Annotated in this window: 22 protein-coding genes; 15 read left to right on the top strand and 7 right to left on the bottom strand. The window is 60.1% G+C overall.

Translation table 11 applies throughout. The features are described 5' to 3' along the window. Position 1: 1 nt before the first annotated feature. Both DXT96_RS03055 and DXT96_RS03050 read right to left on the bottom strand, forming a co-directional pair. A complete protein-coding gene (locus DXT96_RS03055; protein ID WP_153514165.1) occupies positions 2-1,762 on the bottom strand; it encodes a penicillin-binding protein 2 in 1,761 nt (586 codons plus the stop codon). A 242-nt stretch (positions 1,763-2,004) separates the two neighbouring features. Then, positions 2,005-2,625, bottom strand: coding sequence for a TIGR00730 family Rossman fold protein (locus tag DXT96_RS03050; protein WP_080842185.1), 621 nt, complete (start codon positions 2,623-2,625; stop codon positions 2,005-2,007). 156 nt (positions 2,626-2,781) lie between these two features. Here DXT96_RS03050 and DXT96_RS03045 point away from each other — a divergent pair, with 156 nt between their 5' ends. The 6 genes from DXT96_RS03045 to DXT96_RS03025 all read left to right on the top strand — a co-directional run bounded on the left by DXT96_RS03045 (position 2,782) and on the right by DXT96_RS03025 (position 10,544). Then, complete coding sequence (locus tag DXT96_RS03045; protein WP_153513482.1) at positions 2,782-4,815, top strand: LysM peptidoglycan-binding domain-containing protein; 2,034 nt, start codon at positions 2,782-2,784, stop codon at positions 4,813-4,815. A gap of 110 nt (positions 4,816-4,925) precedes the next feature. Then, positions 4,926-6,812, top strand: coding sequence for an ABC transporter ATP-binding protein/permease (locus DXT96_RS03040; protein ID WP_153513481.1), 1,887 nt, complete (start codon positions 4,926-4,928; stop codon positions 6,810-6,812). A gap of 128 nt (positions 6,813-6,940) precedes the next feature. After that, positions 6,941-7,675 carry a phosphatidylserine decarboxylase gene (locus DXT96_RS03035; protein WP_149898154.1) on the top strand — a complete coding sequence of 245 codons (735 nt, stop codon included), beginning with the start codon at positions 6,941-6,943 and terminating at the stop codon, positions 7,673-7,675. A 23-nt stretch (positions 7,676-7,698) separates the two neighbouring features. Next, on the top strand, positions 7,699-8,562 hold the full coding sequence (pssA, locus tag DXT96_RS03030; RefSeq protein WP_149897972.1) for a CDP-diacylglycerol--serine O-phosphatidyltransferase: 864 nt from the start codon (positions 7,699-7,701) through the stop codon (positions 8,560-8,562). A gap of 171 nt (positions 8,563-8,733) precedes the next feature. Further along, complete coding sequence (locus tag DXT96_RS27305; protein ID WP_256367995.1) at positions 8,734-8,865, top strand: hypothetical protein; 132 nt, start codon at positions 8,734-8,736, stop codon at positions 8,863-8,865. A gap of 386 nt (positions 8,866-9,251) precedes the next feature. Next, entirely contained in the window at positions 9,252-10,544 is a 1,293-nt protein-coding gene (locus tag DXT96_RS03025; RefSeq protein ID WP_153513479.1) for a PleD family two-component system response regulator, read from the top strand. Between the two features lie 221 nt (positions 10,545-10,765). Here the strand turns inward: DXT96_RS03025 and DXT96_RS03020 are convergent, their stop codons facing one another. Together DXT96_RS03020 and DXT96_RS03015 are read right to left on the bottom strand one after the other, a co-directional pair. Beyond that, positions 10,766-11,527, bottom strand: a complete 762-nt coding sequence (locus DXT96_RS03020) for an SOS response-associated peptidase (RefSeq protein ID WP_153513478.1) — start codon at positions 11,525-11,527, stop codon at positions 10,766-10,768. 10 nt (positions 11,528-11,537) lie between these two features. Next, positions 11,538-11,861 carry a YnfA family protein gene (locus DXT96_RS03015; protein ID WP_149897975.1) on the bottom strand — a complete coding sequence of 108 codons (324 nt, stop codon included), beginning with the start codon at positions 11,859-11,861 and terminating at the stop codon, positions 11,538-11,540. A 142-nt stretch (positions 11,862-12,003) separates the two neighbouring features. Here DXT96_RS03015 and DXT96_RS03010 point away from each other — a divergent pair, with 142 nt between their 5' ends. The 9 genes from DXT96_RS03010 (at position 12,004) to DXT96_RS02970 (ending at position 17,973) form a co-directional block, all read left to right on the top strand. Further along, entirely contained in the window at positions 12,004-12,420 is a 417-nt protein-coding gene (locus tag DXT96_RS03010; RefSeq protein WP_153513477.1) for an NUDIX hydrolase, read from the top strand. Positions 12,421-12,503: 83 nt separating this feature from the next. Continuing rightward, positions 12,504-12,944 (top strand): TIGR02301 family protein, encoded by a 441-nt coding sequence (locus DXT96_RS03005; RefSeq protein WP_149897977.1) that lies wholly within the window; start codon positions 12,504-12,506, stop codon positions 12,942-12,944. Positions 12,945-13,049: 105 nt separating this feature from the next. After that, a complete protein-coding gene (locus DXT96_RS03000) occupies positions 13,050-13,307 on the top strand; it encodes a hypothetical protein (RefSeq protein ID WP_003496894.1) in 258 nt (85 codons plus the stop codon). Between the two features lie 14 nt (positions 13,308-13,321). Next, positions 13,322-14,089, top strand: a complete 768-nt coding sequence (locus DXT96_RS02995) for a hypothetical protein (RefSeq protein ID WP_153513476.1) — start codon at positions 13,322-13,324, stop codon at positions 14,087-14,089. A gap of 122 nt (positions 14,090-14,211) precedes the next feature. Next, positions 14,212-15,060 (top strand): folate-binding protein YgfZ, encoded by an 849-nt coding sequence (locus DXT96_RS02990; RefSeq protein ID WP_153513475.1) that lies wholly within the window; start codon positions 14,212-14,214, stop codon positions 15,058-15,060. A 2-nt stretch (positions 15,061-15,062) separates the two neighbouring features. Beyond that, complete coding sequence (locus DXT96_RS02985) at positions 15,063-15,686, top strand: HD family hydrolase (RefSeq protein WP_174372803.1); 624 nt, start codon at positions 15,063-15,065, stop codon at positions 15,684-15,686. Next, the gene (locus tag DXT96_RS02980; RefSeq protein WP_153513474.1) at positions 15,683-16,201 is read left to right on the top strand and encodes a tyrosine phosphatase family protein; all 519 of its coding nucleotides are present in this window, start codon (positions 15,683-15,685) and stop codon (positions 16,199-16,201) included. Before DXT96_RS02985 ends, DXT96_RS02980 begins: the two co-directional genes overlap by 4 nt. 78 nt (positions 16,202-16,279) lie before the next feature. Then, on the top strand, positions 16,280-17,101 hold the full coding sequence (locus DXT96_RS02975) for a mechanosensitive ion channel family protein (protein ID WP_153513473.1): 822 nt from the start codon (positions 16,280-16,282) through the stop codon (positions 17,099-17,101). A gap of 185 nt (positions 17,102-17,286) precedes the next feature. Continuing rightward, positions 17,287-17,973, top strand: a complete 687-nt coding sequence (locus DXT96_RS02970) for a metal-binding protein ZinT (protein WP_153513472.1) — start codon at positions 17,287-17,289, stop codon at positions 17,971-17,973. Between the two features lie 193 nt (positions 17,974-18,166). Here the strand turns inward: DXT96_RS02970 and DXT96_RS02965 are convergent, their stop codons facing one another. From DXT96_RS02965 to DXT96_RS02955, 3 genes are all read right to left on the bottom strand, one after another. Beyond that, positions 18,167-18,985 (bottom strand): ABC transporter permease, encoded by an 819-nt coding sequence (locus DXT96_RS02965; protein WP_149897983.1) that lies wholly within the window; start codon positions 18,983-18,985, stop codon positions 18,167-18,169. Continuing rightward, positions 18,982-19,770, bottom strand: a complete 789-nt coding sequence (locus DXT96_RS02960) for an ABC transporter ATP-binding protein (protein ID WP_194287535.1) — start codon at positions 19,768-19,770, stop codon at positions 18,982-18,984. Before DXT96_RS02960 ends, DXT96_RS02965 begins: the two co-directional genes overlap by 4 nt. Before the next feature lie 207 nt (positions 19,771-19,977). Next, entirely contained in the window at positions 19,978-21,021 is a 1,044-nt protein-coding gene (locus tag DXT96_RS02955; protein WP_153513471.1) for an ABC transporter substrate-binding protein, read from the bottom strand. Between the last annotated feature and the right edge of the window lie 93 nt (positions 21,022-21,114).

The following is a 21,114-nucleotide window of genomic DNA, read 5'->3' as shown; positions in this document are numbered from 1 at the left end:
ATCAATAATCCATCAGCAATTGCGGATCCGCTTCGTAACCGAAACGCGGTTTGACACCGAGGAGCGCTGCGGTCTGTGCGACGATTTCGCGGATCATCGGCGCTGCGGTGGAGGCAGCTGTGCGCCCGCCATTCTCGCCGGTTTTCGGAGCATCAATCATCGACAGCACGACATATCTCGGCCTGTGCATCGGAAAGGCGGCGATGAAGCTGTTGAAATTGATATCCTTGGCATATCGGCCATTGATGACCTTGTCGGCGGTGCCGGTCTTGCCGCCGACGTGAAATCCTTCGACCTGCGCACGCCTGCCGGAACCCTTGATACCATTCCAGTTGAAAAGATAACGCATATCGGCGCTGGTCTTTCCCTTGATGACGGCACGGGAAACCGTTGCCGCATCTTCCCTTGAACGCGACAGGAAAGTCGGCGAAATCAGGTTTCCGCCATTGATAAGCGCTGCGGCGGCAACCGCCGTCTGCAACGGCGTGGTGGCGATACCGTGCCCGAAGGAAATGGTGACGGAATTGATCTTCTTCCACGTCCTCGGCTGGGTTGGCATGGCCACACCCGGCATTTCGGTCTCCATGCGCGACAGCAGCCCCAGTTTCGTCAGGAACTGCTGGTGGCCTTCGACACCGACCATGTCGGCAACCGCGGCCGTGCCGATGTTGGATGAGTATTGAAACACTTCCGCGATTGAAAGCGGGCGGTTCTTGCCCCAGAAATCCTTGATGGTGAAGCCGCCCATGCGGATCGGCCGCGACGCATCGACCACCGAATTCAGCGTGATCGCGCCGGCATCCAGCCCCATGGCGAGCGTGAAGCTCTTGAAGGTCGAGCCCATCTCGAAGGTGGCATTGCTCATGCGGTTGAACCAGCCTTTTTCATACTCCCTGTCGATGCTGCCATCGGCAAGGGTACGGGACGGTTCGTTGGGGTCGTAGTCCGGCACCGAGGCCATGGCCAGCACTTCGCCCGTCTCCACATCCAGGATCACCGCACCCGCCGCTTCCGCCTGATAGTCGGTTTTCGCCTTCATGACGATCTCACGGACGATGTTCTGCACCCGCAGATCGATCGACAGTTTCACCGGCTCCAGCGCCACGCCGCTTGCAAGACCGGTGGCGCGCAGATCGGCGAGCCCCTGCTGGTCGAGATAACGCTCCATGCCGGCAAGGCCCTGATTATCGACATTCACGTGGCCGATAATATGCGAGGCCGTCGGGCCACCCGGATAAAACCGGCGTTTTTCCGGCCGGAAGCCGATGCCGGGTATGCCGAGATTGAGGATATCCGCCTGCTGACGGGGCGTGAGCTGGCGTCGCAGCCATTGGAAGCCGGTATCCGAGCGCAATCTGCGGTGCGTGTCGCGCCAGTCGAGATTGGGGATGACGGTCGCCAGCTTCTCCACCACCTCATCCGGATCGACCACCCGGCGCGGATCGGCATAAAGCGACACCATGTTGAGATCGGTCGCCAGCAGCTTGCCGTTGCGGTCGACTATATCCGGCCGCGACGCGACAGCGGTGGCGCCGGTGTTGATCCAGGCGGTTGCCACGGGTTCCGCAAGCCCATATTGAACGAGGCGCGCAGCGACGACGGCGTAGATCGCGACGAAAACGGCGATCAGGATACCGAGCCGCATGCGCGTATCCACCCGGCGGCGGGCGGCGGAGCCAAGCACGCCTTCCCTGCCCCGCAACGGGCTTCTCTGAATAATGAAATGTGTCCGGCTTTTAAGCCGCACCACAAAAGCAATCATTTCCTGATGCACCCAATCTCATGGCGGCGAAATGAGATTCCGCGACGGCCAACGTCCTGGTGACGCTGGCACAGGATCAGTCGCGGGGCCATGAAAAGAGCGGGTTGAGCGATGCCGCTGTTAAATCGGTATTAATATACACTTAAAATTATAATGAACCGCGCGGCGGTTCATTAACGATTTTTCGATGCGCGATGCGTGCCGTTATCCCGAAACCGCTGCGCGCTCCCGGGCGACATGGTTCAGAGGCGGGAAATGACCGAAGGGTCGCCTTCCGGGTTCTGCTGCGCCAGCGCCCGGTCGATGATGGCGGGCACGATGTCCTTCACCTCGTCGACGACAAGTGGGTTCAAAAGGTGGGCGCGGTGGATGAAACCCTGGTCGCGCATGTGCTGCACCAGTTCCAGCATCGGGTTCCAGAAGCCGTTGATATTGGCAAAGACCATCGGCTTGGCGTGACGGCCAAGCTGCGCCCAGGTCATGATCTCGACAATCTCTTCCAGCGTGCCGACACCGCCCGGCAGGGTCACGAAGGCATCCGAGCGCTCAAACATCATATGTTTGCGCTCATGCATGTCTTTCGTAACGACAAGTTCGTTCAATTGTCCGAGAGAATGGCGCGTTGCCTCCATATCGACCAGAAATTCCGGTATGATGCCGGTTACTTCGCCGCCGTTGGACAGAACGCCGCTGGCAACCGCGCCCATGATGCCCTTGGTGCCGCCGCCATAAACCAGGCGAATGCCGTTTTCGGCAATGGATTTCCCAAGCGCACGGCCTGCTTCCATGTGAGCCGGGTCACGTCCGGGCTGGGAGCCGCAATAAACGCAGATGGATCGAATCGCTGTATTTTTGTCCGTCATGAGAGGAAGGAACTATGCGCGATGCGGCACGTCAAGAAAATTTGGGAAATCCCTTGTAAATATGGCCTTTTGGCCACAGGCCGCTTGTCTGGCGTCAGGTAAGACGCTAGCAATCTCAACTCGTGTGAAAAGCTTGAAATACCCGGAGCACCCAGGATGAAAAACAATAAAGCCGGTTTGCTGGCGCTGATCGTGCTGGGCATTGCGTCCCTGCTCATGATCTTTTTCGTCCTGCCGAGAATTTCCAACGACGGCAAACCAATTGGCGACGCCATCAACGAGGCCGGCAATGCGGTGAAGAACAGCGTTGAAATGGGCGGCGACAAGGCGGGCGACATCCTGTCCGACGCTGCCGAGGAAACCGCCAATATCGCCGACAAGGTGGGGCGTCTGGCGGCGTCTGCAACCCAGTCGATCAAGGATCTCACCACGCTTTTCACCGATAGCAAGGTTCCCTCCGACGCCGATTTCGCAGCGGCGCGCAAAAAGGTCGAAGCCTCTCTCAAGGAACTGACCAATATCGAAATTCCGGAATCGCTGGACGAAACGACGTCGCGGCTGATCACCACCGCGCGCACGGCGGCCGAGCGCACCACTGCCTTCCTGCGCGGCCTGCCCGACAATGCGGCAGCGGCCGCAGCCCAGATCCGCCGTCTGGCAGGCGTTTTCGCCGGCACCGACGATGGTGCAGCGCAGCCGGCACAGCCCGCCGCCGCGCCTGCCGTCCCAGCGCCGGCCGGTGCTGCCCCGGCAACGCCCGGCGTGCCGACCTTTGACGTTTTGCGCGTCGAGCCGGATGGTTCGGCCGTGGTCGCCGGCAAGGCGCAGCCCGGCTCCAAGCTCGAAATTCTCAGCAATGGCAAGGTGATCGCCCAGACAACCATCGACGGCACCGGCGATTTCGCCGCGGTTTTCGACAATCCCCTGCCGCCGGGTGACCATGAGCTGGTGCTGCGCTCCACTGACACCAGCGGCAAGACAACACAATCCGAAGAAGTCGCGACCGTGTCCGTGCCCAATGGCAAGGCCGGCGAACTTCTGGCGATGGTTTCCAAGCCCGGCGAGGCAAGCCGCGTGCTGGCGATGCCGGAGGCCGCCCCCCCGGCGCTGCAGACCGCACAATCGGGACAGCCCGCAGCAGCAACAGCCCAAACCGGCAATGCCGCCACTACGCCGGCAGCCGTTGCCGGAGTGACGGCTCCGCCTGCGACCGGTTCCGCTCCGGCTCAGGCAGCGGCCTCGACCGTTCAGGTCACCGCCGTGGAATTTGAAGGATCGAAGATTTTCGTCGCGGGTTCCGCGCCCGCCGGTTCGACGGTGCGTGCGCTGGTCGATGACCGGGAGATCGGCAAGAGCGTTACGGAAACCTCCGGTCATTTCGTCGTCGAGGGTGATATCGATCTTGCCGTTGGCAGCCATATCATCACCGTCGAGGAGCTGAATGCCGATGGCAGCGTGAAGCTGCGCGTGCGTGTTCCCTTCGAGCGGCCACAGACCGATCAGGCAACCGTCGCCATGCAGGCGCCCACCGCTTCGCCCGCCGCCGCCACAGCCGCGCCGGCTGAAAACCAGAGCACGACAAGCGACCGCGCCGCCTTTGAAAAGCTGCGTGACGACGTTTCCAAGGCTTTCGGCATTCTTTCCAATCTCTACAAGGATCAGGCGACGCCGGCGCTCGATCAGGCGATTGCCGGCCGTTCCGCCGTGACGATCGGCCTCAAGTCGCTCTCCGAGTTCCGTACCGCGGCGGCCACAGAGCCGGCCTTCACCGCCTTTGCAGGTGGCATCACCGCCAAGGCACGCGATCTGCTGGCATTGGTACAGGCTTGGCCGAATGACGTCGCGGCAATCGGCAAGGGCATCGCATCGCTGGCAAGCCAGCTTGCGGAACTCCACATTACCGCGCCAGCCGCACCCGCGCCGCAAGCGCCCGCCGGTCCGCAGACCTTCGAGCAGGCCCCGCTTGCCGAAAGCCAGAACAGCGTCATTATCCGTCGCGGCGATACGCTGTGGCAGATTTCCCGGCGCGTTTATGGACAGGGTGTGCGTTACACGACGATCTACCTCGCCAATGAGGACCAGATCAAAAATCCTGACCTCATCGAGCCCGGTCAGATTTTCGGTGTACCGGAAAAAGCCCTGCCGAATGCCGAGGAACTGCACCGCAAGCGGCTGAAGGGCGGTTCCTGAGCACTTTAAGACGTTGCGGTGAACCCGTGACGACCCCATCTATGACACGCGCGGCGGCTTCTCAAGGCCGCCGCCCTGCTGTCGGCTTCCGGCAGAGACCGGAGTGAACCATGCCCACGCAGAAAAAAACCATTTCCGCGGATTCCAGCAATCCCACCCAGACCCTGATCAATCTCTGGCCCTATATGTGGCCGGAAGGCCGGTGGGACCTGAAGATGCGGGTGATCTGGGCCACCGTGTTCCTTGTTGTCGCCAAGCTGGTGCTGATCCTCGTTCCCTATTTTTTCAAATGGGCGACGGATGCGCTGAACGGCAAACTGGACATGGCAGGGCTGGTTCCGGCCTTTCTGCTCGGCGCGGTCGCTCTGGTCATCGCCTATAATCTGACGCGGCTGATACAGGTCGGGCTCAACCAGCTGCGCGATTCGCTGTTTGCCAGCGTCGGCCAACATGCGGTGCGCCAGCTTGCCTACCGGACCTTTGTCCATATGCACCGGCTTTCCCTGCGTTTCCATCTGGAACGCAAGACCGGCGGGCTTTCGCGGGTTATCGAGCGTGGCACCAAGGGCATCGAAACCATTGTCCGTTTCACCATTCTCAACACTGCGCCGACCTTCATCGAATTCCTGCTGACGGCAGTTATTTTCTGGGCCTCCTACGGTTTTTCCTATGTGCTGGTCACGGTTATCACTGTCTGGGCCTATATCTGGTTCACGGTACGCGCCAGCAACTGGCGTATCGGCATCCGCCGGGCGATGAACGACAGCGATACCGACGCCAATACCAAGGCAATCGATTCGCTCCTGAACTTCGAAACCGTCAAATATTTCGGCAACGAAGAGATGGAGGCGAAACGCTTCGACGTTGCGATGGAGCGTTATGAAAAATCGGCGATCTCGATCTGGACCTCGCTTGGCTGGCTGAACTTCGGTCAGGGCGTGATCTTCGGCATCGGTTCCACGGTCATGATGGTGATGTCGGCGCTGGCCGTGCAGCGCGGCGAACAGACCATCGGCGATTTCGTGTTCATCAATGCGCTGCTGCTGCAGCTTTCGGTGCCGCTCAATTTCATCGGTTTCGTCTATCGTGAAATCCGTCAGGGACTGACCGACATAGAGCAGATGTTCGAGCTTCTCGAGGTCGAGGCCGAGGTTACCGACAAGGTGGACGCGAAACCGCTTGGCGCCGGACCGGGCGCGATCTCGTTCCGCGATGTACATTTTGCCTATGATCCCGAAAGGCCGATCCTGAAGGGCGTCTCCTTCGACGTGCCGGCCGGCAAGACGGTGGCAATCGTCGGGCCTTCGGGGGCGGGAAAATCGACGATCTCGCGGCTGCTCTATCGTTTTTATGACATTCAGGAAGGTTCCGTCACCATCGACGGACAGGATATTCGCGACGTCACACAGCAAAGCCTGCGCTCCGTCATCGGCATGGTGCCGCAGGATACGGTGCTGTTCAACGATACGCTGGCCTATAACATCCGTTACGGTCGCCCTTCGGCAACGACCGAGGAGGTGACGGCGGCGGCGGATGCAGCGCAGATCAGCGCCTTCATCGGCAAGCTGCCGGATGGTTACGCGACCATGGTCGGCGAACGGGGTCTGAAGCTCTCGGGCGGCGAGAAGCAGCGCGTGGCGATTGCCAGAACCATTCTCAAAGCCCCGCCGATCCTCATTCTCGACGAGGCGACCTCGGCGCTCGATACGCATACCGAACAGGAAATCCAGAGCGCGCTCGATATTGTCTCGGAAAACCGCACCACACTGGTCATCGCCCACCGCCTGTCCACTGTCATCCACGCCGACGAAATCATCGTTTTGAAGGAAGGGCTGATCGCCGAGCGCGGCACGCACGCCTCGCTGATGGCGCAGAATGGTCTCTACGCCTCGATGTGGAGCCGTCAGCGCGAAGCGATCCGGGCGGAAGAGATGCTGCGCCATGTTCGCGAAACCGACGATCTCGGCGTCGTGGACCGCGGCGAACCGGCGCATTGACGGGTATAACCCCCTGACAACCGGGGTCGCAGACCCACCGGGCCATTGCCGGGCGGGTCGTTTGGCTGTAACCAGCTAGGCAAAATTTGTCGCATTGCCGTGTGGATCGTGTCGTATCACGACCACATATAGACGCGACAACGGAAACCGGAGCAAGGAATCTCATGAGTCTGTTCGACACCATTCGCAACACCATCGTACCGATCCACAAGGAAGGTTACGTCTTCGTCGCCGCCTTCTTCGTCGCATCGCTGGTGCTCGGCTGGATTTCCGAACCGCTATTCTGGGTCGGTCTCGTGCTGACGGCCTGGTGTGCCTATTTCTTCCGCGACCCCGAGCGCGTCACACCACAGGATGACGATCTGATCATCAGCCCCGCCGATGGCAAGGTTTCCGCCGTCCAGACCGTCGTTCCGCCGCTGGAGCTGGAACTCGGCAAAGAGCCGATGGTGCGCATCTCGGTGTTCATGAACGTGTTCAACTGCCATGTGAACCGTGCGCCGGTGCGTGGCCGCATCGTCAATGTCGCTTACCGCCCCGGCCTGTTCCTCAATGCGGAAGTGGACAAGGCTTCCGAAGACAATGAGCGTAACGGCCTCGTCATCGAGACCGCGCATGGCAAGGTCGGCGTGGTGCAGATCGCCGGCATGGTTGCGCGGCGCATCGTCTGCTGGGTCAAGCCCAATGAACCCGTTGATGCCGGTGAGCGTTTCGGTCTTATCCGTTTCGGTTCGCGTCTCGATATCTTCCTGCCGGAAGGTTTCCAGCCGCGCGTTTCCGTCGGCCAGACGGCGATCGCCGGTGAGACCGTGCTTGCCGAATTCGGTTCCGCCAAGGGTCCGGTGCTTAGCCGACGCGGCTGAGACGAACAGGAAGGGCATGCGCCATGGAAACGCCGATCGCCGAGCAGAACGGAAAACAGGAAGGCCGCAGCGATAGCGGCCGTGGCCCACGTCTGAGGGAAATTCCCTTTCGCCTCGTGGTTCCCAATCTCATCACCGTTCTGGCGATCTGCGCGGGCCTCAGCGGCGTGCGTCTTGCCATCGAAGGCCGCTTTGAGCTGGCCGTCGGCATGGTGCTGCTCGCCGCCTTCCTCGACGGCATCGACGGGCGCATCGCCCGGATGATGAAGGCGACCTCCAAATTTGGCGAACAGATGGACAGTCTGGCCGACATCGTCAATTTCGGTGTCGCCCCTGCCCTCGTCGTCTATATCTATCTGCTCGATCAGGTCCGTTCGATCGGCTGGATCGCCGGCCTCATCTACGTCATCGCCGCCGGCCTGCGCCTGGCGCGCTTCAACGTCATGATCGAACGGCCGGTGAAAGCACCCTGGCAGAACGAATTCTTCGTGGGCGTGCCGGCCCCGATGGGCGCCATGCTGGTGCTTCTGCCGGTCTATCTCGGCTTCCTTGGCGTGGAGCCGGGCAAGCCCTTCGCTTATGTGGCGGCAGCCTACACCGTGCTGATCGGTTATTTTCTCATCAGCCGCCTGCCGGTCTGGTCGGGCAAATCGGGCACCAGCGGCATTCGCCGCGATCTGGTGCTGCCGATGATCCTTGTCGTGGTGCTTTACGTGGCGATGCTGATGAGCTTCACCTGGGAAGTGCTGGTTCTGACAGTCGCCGCCTATCTCGTCTTCATTCCCATCAGCGCCCGCCTGTGGCACCGCCGCTACGGCACGCTGACCATCGAGGAAGACGCGCATGACGATGCCAATGGCGGCAACGGTCTCGATCGCGGTATTTGAAACCACAGGTGTTATTTTTCTCGCATGACCTTGCGTGAGGATGTGACGCAAAATGTCGCATCCCCAAAAGCCGGCTTCATTTTTTTCGCCTCGAATCCGTCAAGATTACCCCCGAGAAAGGGGCTTCACACGCTTCGCACCGGCGAATGGCGTGAATTATGGAGAAAAGAAATGACGAACGAGACGAAGGCACAGCCGCAGGCGAAGCCGGACCTCAAAAGCCACTATCGCCCGCTTGGACTGAAGGCCGTCGCGGCCGCAGCCCTGATGCTGAAGCGCAAGCCAGCCGTCAAACCCGCCTGAAAACATTCAGTTTTTTGGCCAGCGGTTTTCGGATCATCTGGTGCATCGGGTTAAGAATCAACATTCCCCGGCAGAATTTCAGCAATCGCGCGGCGCCTTCACCGGCGCCGTTTTTTATTCCGTGTACAGCACGAACGACCGGCATTCATAAATTCAGGAAATTTTTGTAACGAAGCTGCAACGAAAGTGAAGTAAAAGCGCGGCCTCTACGAAACGTCTGTACGAGCGCAAACGTATAGACTAGTGAATATCAAAGAATTTTCTATTTTTCGCAGTTTTTTTTCCAAAACAATGCATAAGCCGACTTTCAAATCCGCAGACATGCGGGTGACGATCCGGTGTTCAGGAAAGATTGCGGAGACAGGCCAGGGGGGCTTGGGACGGCCATGCAGGATAAAATCCTTCTGATTGAAGATTCCATTGCTCTTTCCATGCTGCTGAAGTCGCGGCTATCGGAAGAAACCGAAGCCGATGTCATTCATTGTGACAGCATGGCTGCCGCCGATACGCTGTTGCGCGCCCATGATTTTACGCTGGCGCTGACGGGGCTTAATCTGCCTGACGCGCCGAAGGGAGAGATTTTAGCTCTTCTTTCCGAGCACAGGGTGCCGGCGATCGTCTTCACCGCAACGGTGGATGAAGAGGCGCGCAAGCGTTATGCCGAAAAGAAAATCATCGATTATATCGTCAAGGACGGTCACCGTACCGTCGATGCGGTGGTCAAGACAGTCGACCGGATTTTGAACAATAAGCGCTTTTCCGTTCTGGTGGTCGATGATGCGCGCACAGCCCGTTCCGGCCTCGTGGAAATTCTGGAGCGGCAGAATTTTAGGGTTAGCGAGGCCCATTCGGGCAACCGGGCGCTGGAAATCCTGTCGCAGGACCCATCGATCCAGCTTGTCATCACCGATTACCATATGCCTGACATGGACGGTTATGAGCTGACGCGCCGTATCTGCGACAGCCGCTCCTCGGAGGATCTCCGGGTGATCGGCATCTCGTCCTCCACGGACCGGCTGCTTTCGGCAAGCTTCCTGAAGGCGGGGGCCTCGGATTTCGTCTACCGCCCCTTCGTGCCGGAAGAGTTGCAGTGCCGTATCGACAATAATATCGAAACGCTGAAACAGCTGAAGCGCCTGCGCGAACTGGCCGAACGCGACCATTTGACAGGTCTGCCGAACCGCCGCTCCTTCTTCGAGCGCACCCGGGCGTTGATGGACATCATCAACGACAATGACGAAAACGGCGCAGTCGCCATTCTCGACATCGACCATTTCAAGAAGATCAACGATACGCTGGGACATGACGCCGGCGACCGGGCGCTGAAGAAGCTTGCGGAACTGCTGCACGACATGTGCCATGAGCAACGCCATATTCCCGCCCGCCTCGGCGGCGAGGAATTCGCGGTGTTCCTGCGGGGGCTCGATGCCCGTGCCGCCTATCAGTTCTGCGAGGAACTGCGCGGCGCTGTCGAAAGCAATGGCCGCCAGTTGAGCGGCAGCAGCCTGGCGCTGACGATTTCACTCGGCGTTGTGGAAATCGAAAAGGGCGAACCTTTCGACAACCAGCTGAATGCCGCCGACCAGTTGCTCTATCTCGCCAAGGCCAATGGACGCAACCGGGTGTATTCAGACGTGATGATCCAGGAAGGCCTGCAGAAGATGGGTCAAAACGGCTGAGATTTTCCCGTAGACAGGGTCATGGGCCGAGCGGGTGCCGCATATTTCTTCTCCCCGCCGGAGAGAAGTCCGCGGCAGCGGGATGAGGGGGAAAGCTCTCCGAAATTCGGCAACGTCGCCCCCTCATCCGACCCTTCGGGCCACCTTCTCCCGGGCGGGGAGAAGAAACTCGCGGCAACGTCCAACCGCAAATAACTGGCCTCGGACGCCTCGCAAACACATCAAAACAGCGACATCTGCCCCTCATCCTTCGCCGGCTTGATCTTTGCCAGCGGCGTGCTTTCCGGCACCGGCTCGATGAGATCGGCACCGACATTGGCGACCTTGTTGACCTTGTCCGATACCGGGATCATCTCGAAGAAATCGTCCTGAGCCGGCCGCATCAGATCGGCCACCTCGCGCGGCTCCTGCGTCTTGCAATCGAGCCAGCGGCTGAAATCCTCGGGCGCGATGACAACAGGCATGCGGTCGTGGATGCGGCCGATTGCGGCATTGGCGGCCGTGGTGAGGATTGCGCCGGTATCGACCTCCGATCCGTCAGCGGAAGACCATGTTTCCATGAGGCCGGCAAAGGCAACGATGCCGCCGCTTTTCGGGCGGATGAAATAGGGCTGCGGTTTGCCGCCCTCCTCCTTCGGCGGACGCCGCCACTCGTAAAAGCCGGTGGCGGGAATTAGCACGCGGCGGTGGCGCATGGCGGCACGGAAGGATGCCTTACCGATGGCGGTTTCCGAACGCGCATTGATGAGCAGGGGAAAATCCTTGGGGTCCTTCACCCAGCCCGGTAAAAAACCCCAGCGGACCAGCACGGCCCGGCGGTTGGGCAGGTTGCTGCCGCGCTCCTGCCGCTCGCCTTCCAGCACCACCAGAACCGGCTGCGTCGGTGCGATGTTGAAACGGGCGGGAAAATCCTCAAGGCCGATCAGGTCGAGATAATCGGCGATTTCTTCCGGCGTCGCCTTCAGGACAAAACGTCCGCACATTTTCTTCTCCTCAGGCGCGTGGGCCAAACAGGATGATGGCCGTGCCGGCAAGGCAGACGGCTCCGCCGGCGACATCCCATTTATCCGGCAACTGCCCTTCAACGCCCCAGAGCCAGAGAAGCGATGCGGTGATGTAAATCCCTCCATAGGCGGCATAGGCCCTGCCCGCCGTCTCGGTCGGCACCAGTGCCAGCAGCCAGGCAAAAGCGGCAAGCGACAGCATGCCCGGCAATAATATCCAGACCGGCTTGCCGAGCTTCAGCCAGGCCCAGAAGGAGAAGCAACCAGCGATTTCCGCAAGTGCCGCCAATATGTAAATAAGATAGACCTTCATTCCACCGTCTTCTGCGTGCACAATGGGGCTTGTTGTTACACAACAGGTTAGAGCCTTCGGGCCATCTCCGAAAGGGCGCGTCGGCGCTCTCACACCATAATATGCAGACAGGCCGGAGACGGCCCAAACGAGAAACCCTTTCATGAGCATTCGCATCAAGCCCCGCCCCGCCTCCTCCGCCATCGTCAGGAATGGCGACCGGCTGCTTCTCGTGCGTCGGGCCAATCCGCCGTCAAAGGACATGTTCGCTTTTCCGGGCGGGCGCGGCGAAGAAGGGGAAACGCCGGCCGAGACCGCACTTCGCGAACTTCACGAGGAAACCGGCATCATCGCGCGCAAACCGCAACTCTTCGCGACCTACGATCTGCCGTCGCGTGATGCGGAAGGCGCATTGACCAGCCATTATTTCCTGTCGGTCTTCACGGTGGAAACGGATACCGACCCGGCAGTAACGGCGGCGGACGATGCGGCGGATGCGGGCTGGTACACATTGGCGGAAATCCGCCGGCTGCCGGCGCCGGAAAGCGTCGTCGAATGCGCCGAGCGCCTGTTTGCATGATTGCCAGTCAGCCAGAATCGCGATTATTTAGGGCATGTCCGCCCGCCGGGTGTTCACGAGTATGTGTGGGGCTGAATAGAATTTTGATGCGGCCAATCATTTTCCTGTCTCTTTTGCTGACCATGCTGGCCACGGTCGGGCAAGCGGACGTCGCTTATGCACAGCCTTCGAAGGCGGTTTCCAAGGAGGCACGCCCCCCGGAAGCGACGCCGCCCAAACCCGCTCCCTATGACGACAAGCTGGCACGGCTTTCTGAAATACTGGGCGCGGTGCAATATTTAAGAACCCTGTGCCCCTCTTCCGGCCCGGAAGACTGGCGCAGATCGATGAGCGATCTTCTGGCTGCGGACACGGCCAGCGAACCTGAGCGACGTCAGCGCATGACAGCTGCATTCAACCGTGGATACCGCTCCTTTGCAGCCATCCACACCAGTTGCACACGCGCCGCCGTCATGGCAGAAGAGAGCTACCGTAACGAAGGGGCAACACTCGCTCAGGAAATCGCGTCGCGGTTCGGAAATTAGCGGATTGTTAACCTCTTTTCGCCGCAGGCCGTGCCGTTTTGATAAAAGACTGATAGTGTTGTTAACAGGGTGGTAAGGACTTGCCCGCCCTGTCGAGGATGAAAAATGCAGACGAGCCGTAACGAAATCGACGACATGATCGTGCATGAAAAGATGCAGGTCGCTCTGGAACACCAGAACGAGGCATGGGCTGACGGCATGGCCGACGGCATCGAGCCTGAGATCATCGCCGATGCCGCCATTGCTCTGGCCATGCGCGAAACCATCCGCATGCATGGCGAAGCCGGTGCGGAAGCAATGCTGGAATCGCTGCGCCAGCGGATGCTTGAAGGCGAATTTTCTCCGCAGCGGGTGATACAGTAAAGCAGGGGTCTGTCATGTCTTGCCTGAGCAAGGGGCTTTTGCGCTCTTCCGCCATGCTGTCTATCCTGCTTGCCTTGACCGCCGGGTCGATTGGCTTGCCGAGCCGGGCCTTTGCGCTTTCCGAGCTGAAACCGGCGCAAAACACCGAAAGCGAGCCGCAGGCCCAGAACGGCGATCAGCCGCAGCAGCCACAGGTGGCTGAGCCGGATGAGATCGAAGGTGATTCGGACGGCATTCCCCTGCCCGACCCGTTGGTTGACCGTTCCGTCGGCAAGGGGAACCAACAGTCTGCCGCGCCGGGCAATACGCCGGAAATGTCCGTCGTGATCGAGCACGACATTTCCAAGGCCCCGGAAGCCGTGCGCAAGCTGCGCCAGCAGATCATCGATGCAGCCGCTTCGGGTGATATCGAAAAATTGCGGCCCTTCATCGCCGCTGGTCAGAATGCATTCCGCATAGACAGTGGTGACGGCGAAGACCCGATCGCGGCGCTGAAAAGCTATTCCGGCGATCCCGACGGGCTGGAAGTACTGGCGATTATCATCGACCTTCTGTCGACGGGTTATGCCCATGTGGATGCCGGCACGCCGGATGAAGCCTACGTCTTCCCCTATTTCGCCGGGAAGCCGCTGAATACGCTGACGCCGCCGGAAAAGGTGGAGCTCCTGCGCATCATCACGGCAGGCGATCTGGCAGATATGCAGGAATTGGGCAATTACAGCTTCTACCGCATCGGCATTTCGCCTGATGGCAAGTGGAAGTTCTTCACCGCCGGCGATTGATCGCCTCACGGTGCTTGCCGTTCTCCGGTAAAAATCCTAACTGTGCGGAATGAGCCGTCCGGCGAAGTGCATCTGCATTTTGCCGGAGATCGCGCAGTCTCGATGAACCGAACGGTGACCCCATGCCTTCCGCCTTTCTTGCCGACCGCCGCCTGATCAGAGTTTCCGGCACAGGCGCCGAGGAATTTCTGAACAATCTCATCACCGCCGATGTTGAAAATTTGGCTGAGGGCGAAGCTCGCGCTTCGGCACTGCTGACGCCGCAGGGCAAGATCCTGTTCGATTTCCTGATTGCCCGCGATGGAGCGGATTACCTGATCGAGACGGGTGCCGCCGAGCAGGATGCGCTGCTGCGCCGCCTGACCATGTACAAGCTGCGCGCACTCATCGATCTGAAGGCTGAAGCGACCGAAGGCGTTAGTATTTTCTGGGATGAGAATGCGCCGGAAGCGGGCGTTCGGGATGGTCGTTTTGTCAAGGCGGGCGTCGATGTGTTCCGCGTGCCGGGCGCGTCGGCCACCGGCGACGCTGCTGCCTATGACGCGCTGCGCGTCGAACACGGCATTGCCGAATCCGGCCGGGATTACGCGCTGCAGGATGCATTTCCCCATGATGTGCTGATGGATGTGAATGACGGCGTTTCCTTCAAGAAGGGCTGCTTCGTCGGCCAGGAAGTCGTCTCCCGCATGAAACATCGCGGCACGGCAAGGCGTCGCGTCGTTACTGTTTCGGCGGAAGGTCCGCTTCCCGCCACAGGGACAGAGATTACCGCCAATGGAAAACCGGTGGGCACGCTTGGGACCGTGTGCGGCAGCACCGCGCTTGCCATTGTGCGGATTGATCGCATTGCCGATGCGCTTGCCTCCGGCACCCCGCTTCTTGCGGAAAATGTCACCGTAACCATGGCCCTGCCGGCCTGGAGCGGCCTTGCCTTCCCGGCCGCCGATCCCGCAGCACGGGCGGAGGACTAGGCGTGGCTCCCGCAAAAAGCCCGCGCGCCTGGCAGCGCATGCTCTCCGGGCGGCGCCTCGATCTGCTTGACCCTTCGCCGCTCGACGTGGAAATCGCCGATATCGCCCACGGGCTTGCCCGCGTTGCCCGCTGGAACGGCCAGACGCGCGGCGATCATGCCTTTTCCGTCGCCCAGCACAGCCTTATCGTCGAGACGATTTTCTGCCGCATGTGTGCGGATGCAACGCCCGGCGACATGCAGATGGCGCTTCTGCATGATGCACCGGAATATGTCATCGGCGACATGATTTCGCCGTTCAAATCCGTGGTTGGCGGCGGTTACAAGACCGTGGAAAAACGGCTGGAGGCCGCCGTGCATCTGCGCTTCGGCCTGCCGCCGCATGCATCCCGCGAATTGAAGGACCGCATCAAGAAGGCCGATACGGTTGCCGCCTTTTTCGAGGCGACGGAGCTTGCCGGCTTTTCCACCGCCGAGGCGCAGAAATTCTTCGGCCTGCCGCGCGGCATCACCCGCGACATGTTCACCATCACGCCCATGCCCTCGACGGAAGCGCAGAAACTGTTCATCGAACGTTTCGAAGCAATCGAGGCGCTGCGCGCAACCAGGACCGGGAGCGCCACATGACGACCATCGTGGTATCGCCGCTGTCGCGGATCGCGGAAATGGCCGTGAAGCACAAGGCCCGCGAAATGGTGACGCTGATTGCCAAGGAGCAGAGCTTCCACCGCCCGGCGGTCATTGCCGCTGACCGGCATCTGACGCTTGCCATGAACGACATCGCCTTCAAGGGTACTGGTAATCTTATCGCCCCTGATGATGCGCATGTGCTGAAACTCATCGATTTTGCCCGGGAATGGGATCAGTCCGCGCCGCTGCTCATCCATTGCTGGATGGGGATTTCGCGCTCACCGGCCGCCGCCGTCATTGCCGCACTCAGCCTTTATCCGGATCAGGACGAAATGGCGCTTGCGCTTCGCCTGCGCGCCGTCTCGCCCTATGTCACCCCCAATGCCCGCATCATCGCCATCGGCGACCGGCTGCTGGCGCGGGAAGGCAGGCTGGTCAAGGCAATCAAGGCGATCGGCAGGGGGGCCGATACCGACGGCAATGTGCCTTTTGTGCTGCCGCTTGGCGGCTGACGCCCGATTTTTGGCGGAACCCCTGCGGCACCCGTTCGTTACCAACCCTGAACTGCAATGAAAATCACGGGATAATTCATGGAACAACAGGCAACCGATATCATCGTCGCATCGCAGGCCGCCGTGCGGCAGGCGAGCGCGCTGGCGGTGCAATATTCCTTTTCGATCGTCGGCGCGCTTCTGCTGTTGATCATCGGCTGGCTGGCCGCCACCTTCCTGCAGCGCTGGGCTTTTCAGGGCCTGTCGCGCATTCGCGGCTTCGATGCGACGCTCGCCGGTTTTTTCGCAGGCGCGATCCGTTATGTCGTGCTTATTCTGGTGCTGGTCATGGTGCTTGGCCAGTTCGGCGTGCAGACGGCTTCCATTCTCGCGGCGCTGGGTGCCGCCGGTCTCGCCATCGGCCTTGCGTTGCAGGGCACGCTGCAGAACATTGCCGCCGGCATCATGCTTCTGGTGCTGCGCCCCTTCCGGGTGGGTGAATATATCGAGACCAGTACGGTCAGCGGCACGGTGGTGGAAATCGGTTTGTTTGCCACCGAGCTTAAAACCAGCGACGGACTTTATCGCCTCGCGCCCAATTCCACCCTTTGGAATGTACCGATCACCAATTACAGCCGCTTTCCCTCGCGCCGCCACGAGCTTAGCCTGACGGTGAAGAATGACGAGGATCTGGCTGCCGCGCAGGATATGCTGATGCGCGTGGTGCGCGCCGAAAGCCGGGTGCTGCTGGACCCTTCCCCCGTCACCTTCGTCGATTCCGTCAGCGCCGACAGCGCCACGGTCAAATTGCGCTATTGGGTGCGCAGCGAGAGTTATTTTGCAACGACACGCGATGTGACGAAGGCCATGAAGCTTGCCTTTGATGAACGCAAGGCGGAAGTGAGCGCGCAGCCCGCCTGAGCCTCAAAGCTCTCTTTTCCCCTCCTCCATGTCTCAAGCGCGGTGGCCTTTGATGGCCATCGCGCTTTTTCATTATGGCACGTCAGCCCGCACCCTTGCGTCATGCAAAAGACACCTCTATAGGTCATATTGTAATGTTATTACGTAACTTAATTTATCTTGACGGACTGAAGAGGGCCGAAACAATGCAGAAGAAACACATCCTCGTCACCGGCGCGGTGGCACTTGGTTCCATGCTGCTGGTGGCAGCTGCTGCCACGGCCGCCGGGGGTGACAAATCCGCCGCCCACAGCCATGACCATGGGCACGATCACGGCCACCAGATGACCGAGGCGGAAAAGAAGATTTACAGCGGTTATTTCGAGGATGCCCAGGTGAAGCCGCGCACGCTTTCCGACTGGGACGGCGACTGGCAGTCTGTCTATCCTTACCTGCTGAACGGCTCGCTTGATTCCGTCATGGCCGAAAAAGCCGCACATGGCGACAAGACGGCCGCAGAATATCGCGCCTATTACGACATCGGTTACAAGACGGATGTGAACCGTATCGTCATCAAGGGCGACAGCGTGGCTTTCTACAGGGAAGGCAAACCCGTCGAAGGCACATATGCCAGCGACGGTCAGGAAATCCTGACCTACAAGAAGGGCAATCGCGGCGTGCGATATATCTTCAAGAAGACCGCCGGCGACGAGGCCGCTCCGCAGTTCATCCAGTTCAGCGACCACTCCATCGCCCCGGTAAAGGCCGGTCATTACCACCTCTATTGGGGGAATGACCGCAAGGCCCTGCTGGACGAAGTCACCAATTGGCCGACCTATTATCCGTTCCTGATGGACGGCGCTGATATCGTCAAGGAAATGGCGGCGCATTGAACCATCGCAGGCTCACGGCTTTCCGGAGCGTGAGGAACGCCGAGCGCGTGCCTCTTTCGCCTTCTCCCCGCCGGGGAGAAGGTCGCGGCAGCGGGTTGAGGGGGCGAGGGTCGAGATATTCGGCAACGGTGCCCCCTCATCCGACCCTTCGGGCCACCTTCTCCCCGACGGGGAGAAGAAACGATCGTCCCCTTCACTGACCCATGGTCGAACGATGCGCCCAGCCGGTCATGCGTTTCTCCAGCCAGGCCATGATGGCGTACATGACGATGCCTTCCACCGCGAGCATCAGGAGGCCGGCAAAGACCAGCGGCACGTTGAACTGGCTCTGCGCCGAACTCATCATGTTGCCGAGGCCATAATTGGAGGCGACCGTCTCCGAGACGACCGAGCCGACGAAGGCGAGCGTGATGGCGATTTTCAGCGAGCCGAAGAAATACGGCATGGAACGCGGAATGCCGACCTTCAGCATGATGTCCATCTTCTTCGCGCCAAGCGCCCGCAGCACGTCCTCGGTTTCCGGCTCGATGGTGGCAAGGCCGGTGGCGACATTAACGACGATGGGGAAGAAGGAAATCAGGAAGGCGGTCAACACCGCGGGGACAGTGCCGATGCCGAACCAGATGACGAGGATGGGCACCAGCGCCACTTTGGGGATGGCATTAAAGCCGATCATCAACGGATAAAGCCCGGCATAGATGGTTTTCGACCAGCCGATGAACAGGCCGATGGCAAGGCCGGCGACAACAGCGATGGCAAAGCCCAACGTCGTCGTATAAAGCGTCTGCAGCGAATTCTTCCAGATCGGCGACCAATATTGCAGGATGGCCTGACCTACTCTCACCGGTGACGGCAGGATGGTGGGCGGCATTTTCAGCGCATAAACCAGCAGTTCCCACAGCACGAAGAGTGCCAGCGTATAAAGCCAGGGGGCGGCCTTCACCCAGTTGATGCGGGCAATCAGCGGCTTGCGCGGCTCAGCCGTGACGGTGCTTTCCATGATCGCGCTCATGCCGCCACCCTCGCCTGCGCGATTTCACCATGCAGTGCCTGCACCATGTCGTTGAAACCCTTGTCATACATGAGATCGAGCTGACGCGGGCGGGCGAAGGGCACGCGATGTTCCGCCAGGACGCGGCCCGGCCTTGCGCTCATCACGAAAATCTTGTCGGCGAGGAAGGTCGCTTCGCGCAGATCGTGGGTTACCAGAATGATGGTGACCCGCTGCGCGGCATGCAGATCGCGGATGACGCACCACAATTCTTCGCGGGTGAAGGCATCTAGTGCGCCAAATGGCTCATCGAGCATCAGCAGATCCGGCTCGTGGATCAGCGCGCGGCAGAGATTTGCGCGCTGCTGCATGCCGCCGGAAAGCTGCCATGGATATTTTGAGCCAAAGCCCTTCAGACCGACGATCTCCAGAAGGCGCTCGGCTTTCGCGACATATTCCGCCTTGTGGGCGCGCAGACGGCGGCGGTGTTTCTCGACGATTTCCAGCGGCAGCAGGATGTTCTCCAATGTCGTGCGCCAGGGCAGCATCGTCGGGTTCTGAAACGCCATGCCGACGATGGAGACCGGCTCCGTGACCTGCCGTCCGGCAACGATGACATTGCCCTTTTGCGGAATATGCAGTCCCGTCACCAGTTTCATCAGCGTGGACTTGCCGCAGCCCGACGGGCCGACAACGGCCGCGAATTCCCCCTTGTCGACGGTGAGATTGAGGCCGGATACGGCCAGCGTTCCGGCCGACCCGCCGTAACGCATGTCGACATTGTCTATTTCCACGAGATGTGACATCGCAGTTCCGTTTTCAGTTGCTGATCGGGCTATTGAACCCTGCAGCATTGCCGCTTGTTTCTTCTTCCCGAGGGGGAGAAGGTGGCCCGAAGGGTCGGATGAGGGGGCGACGCCAGCGAGAGACTGAGAGCTTGCCCCCTCATCCCGCGGCCGCGGACTTCTCCCCGGCGGGGAGAAGAAGCAGGCCGCACCCGCTCATTTTACCCATCAGGGCAGCATGCGTTCTTCCTTGGCCGGCAGGTAGGTCGCATCGAACACCTGCTCCGCCTTCACATTGCCTTTCAGGCCCATGGAAACCTTCAACGTCTCGACGGAGGCGGCAAGCCGGGCCGGATCGACGCCGCCCATGCCGTTTTCCACCACATAAGGCGTCTTGATGTTCATGCTGTTGGCCATGTTGAGGCGCTCCAGCTCGATGGCGCTATCCAGCGTCTCGTTGCGCTTCAGCACGGCCGCCACGCCTTCTTCCGGGGTCTTGACGGAATCGGCGAATCCCTTGGCCAGCGCTTTCAGGAACCCCTTTACGGCATCAGGGTTTTTCTCAGCGAAATCAGTGTTTACCAGCACCGCATTGCCATAAAGATTCAAGCCGTGCTCGGCCATCAGGATGGTCGAGATGTCGTCATCCGCAATGCCCTGCTTCTTCAAGTTGAGGATGACAGAAAAAGCAAAACCGAAGACGGCATCGACATCGCCCTTGGCAAGCATCGGTTCACGCACCGGAAAACCGATCGATTCGATCTTGATCTTGCTCTCATCGAGACCCGCGACCTGCTTGAAGGCCGGCCATTGCGCAAAGGCGCCATCCGGCGGCGGCGCGCCGAGCTTCTTGCCTTCCAGCGACTTCGGATCACCCGTGACGCCGAGCGACTTGCGGCCGACGACGGCAAAGGTCGGGCGCTCATAGACCATATAAACGGCCTTGATCTTCTGGTTCGGATCCTCGTCGAGGAACTTCATCACCGAGTTGATATCGCCGAATCCCATCTGGTAGGCGCCCGTCGCCACGCGTGGAATGGCTTCCACCGAGCCATTGCCGCTGTCGATCGTGACGTCGAGGCCTTCCGCCTTGAAGTAACCCTTGTCGAGCGCCAGCAGGAAGCCGGCGGCGGGGCCTTCGAATTTCCAGTCGAGCGTGAATTTGACCGGCGTTTCGGCATAAGCGCCCGTTACCGGCAGCACCATTCCGGCTGTAACGCCGATGGCAGCAATGGCTAGCCCTTTGGACAACAACCTGCGCGTTAAGATCATCTATTCCCCCTGATGGTTTTGTTGGATTGGTTGCATAAGAGCCAATTCCCACCCTCAAGGCAAGACAAAATTGCATACAAAATAGCCGTTATT

This window comes from Agrobacterium sp. ICMP 6402, assembly GCF_009498615.1.
GTDB lineage: Bacteria > Pseudomonadota > Alphaproteobacteria > Rhizobiales > Rhizobiaceae > Agrobacterium > Agrobacterium burrii.
Note: the sequence above shows the minus strand (reverse complement) of the source record. Positions and strands in the feature narration are given on the sequence as shown.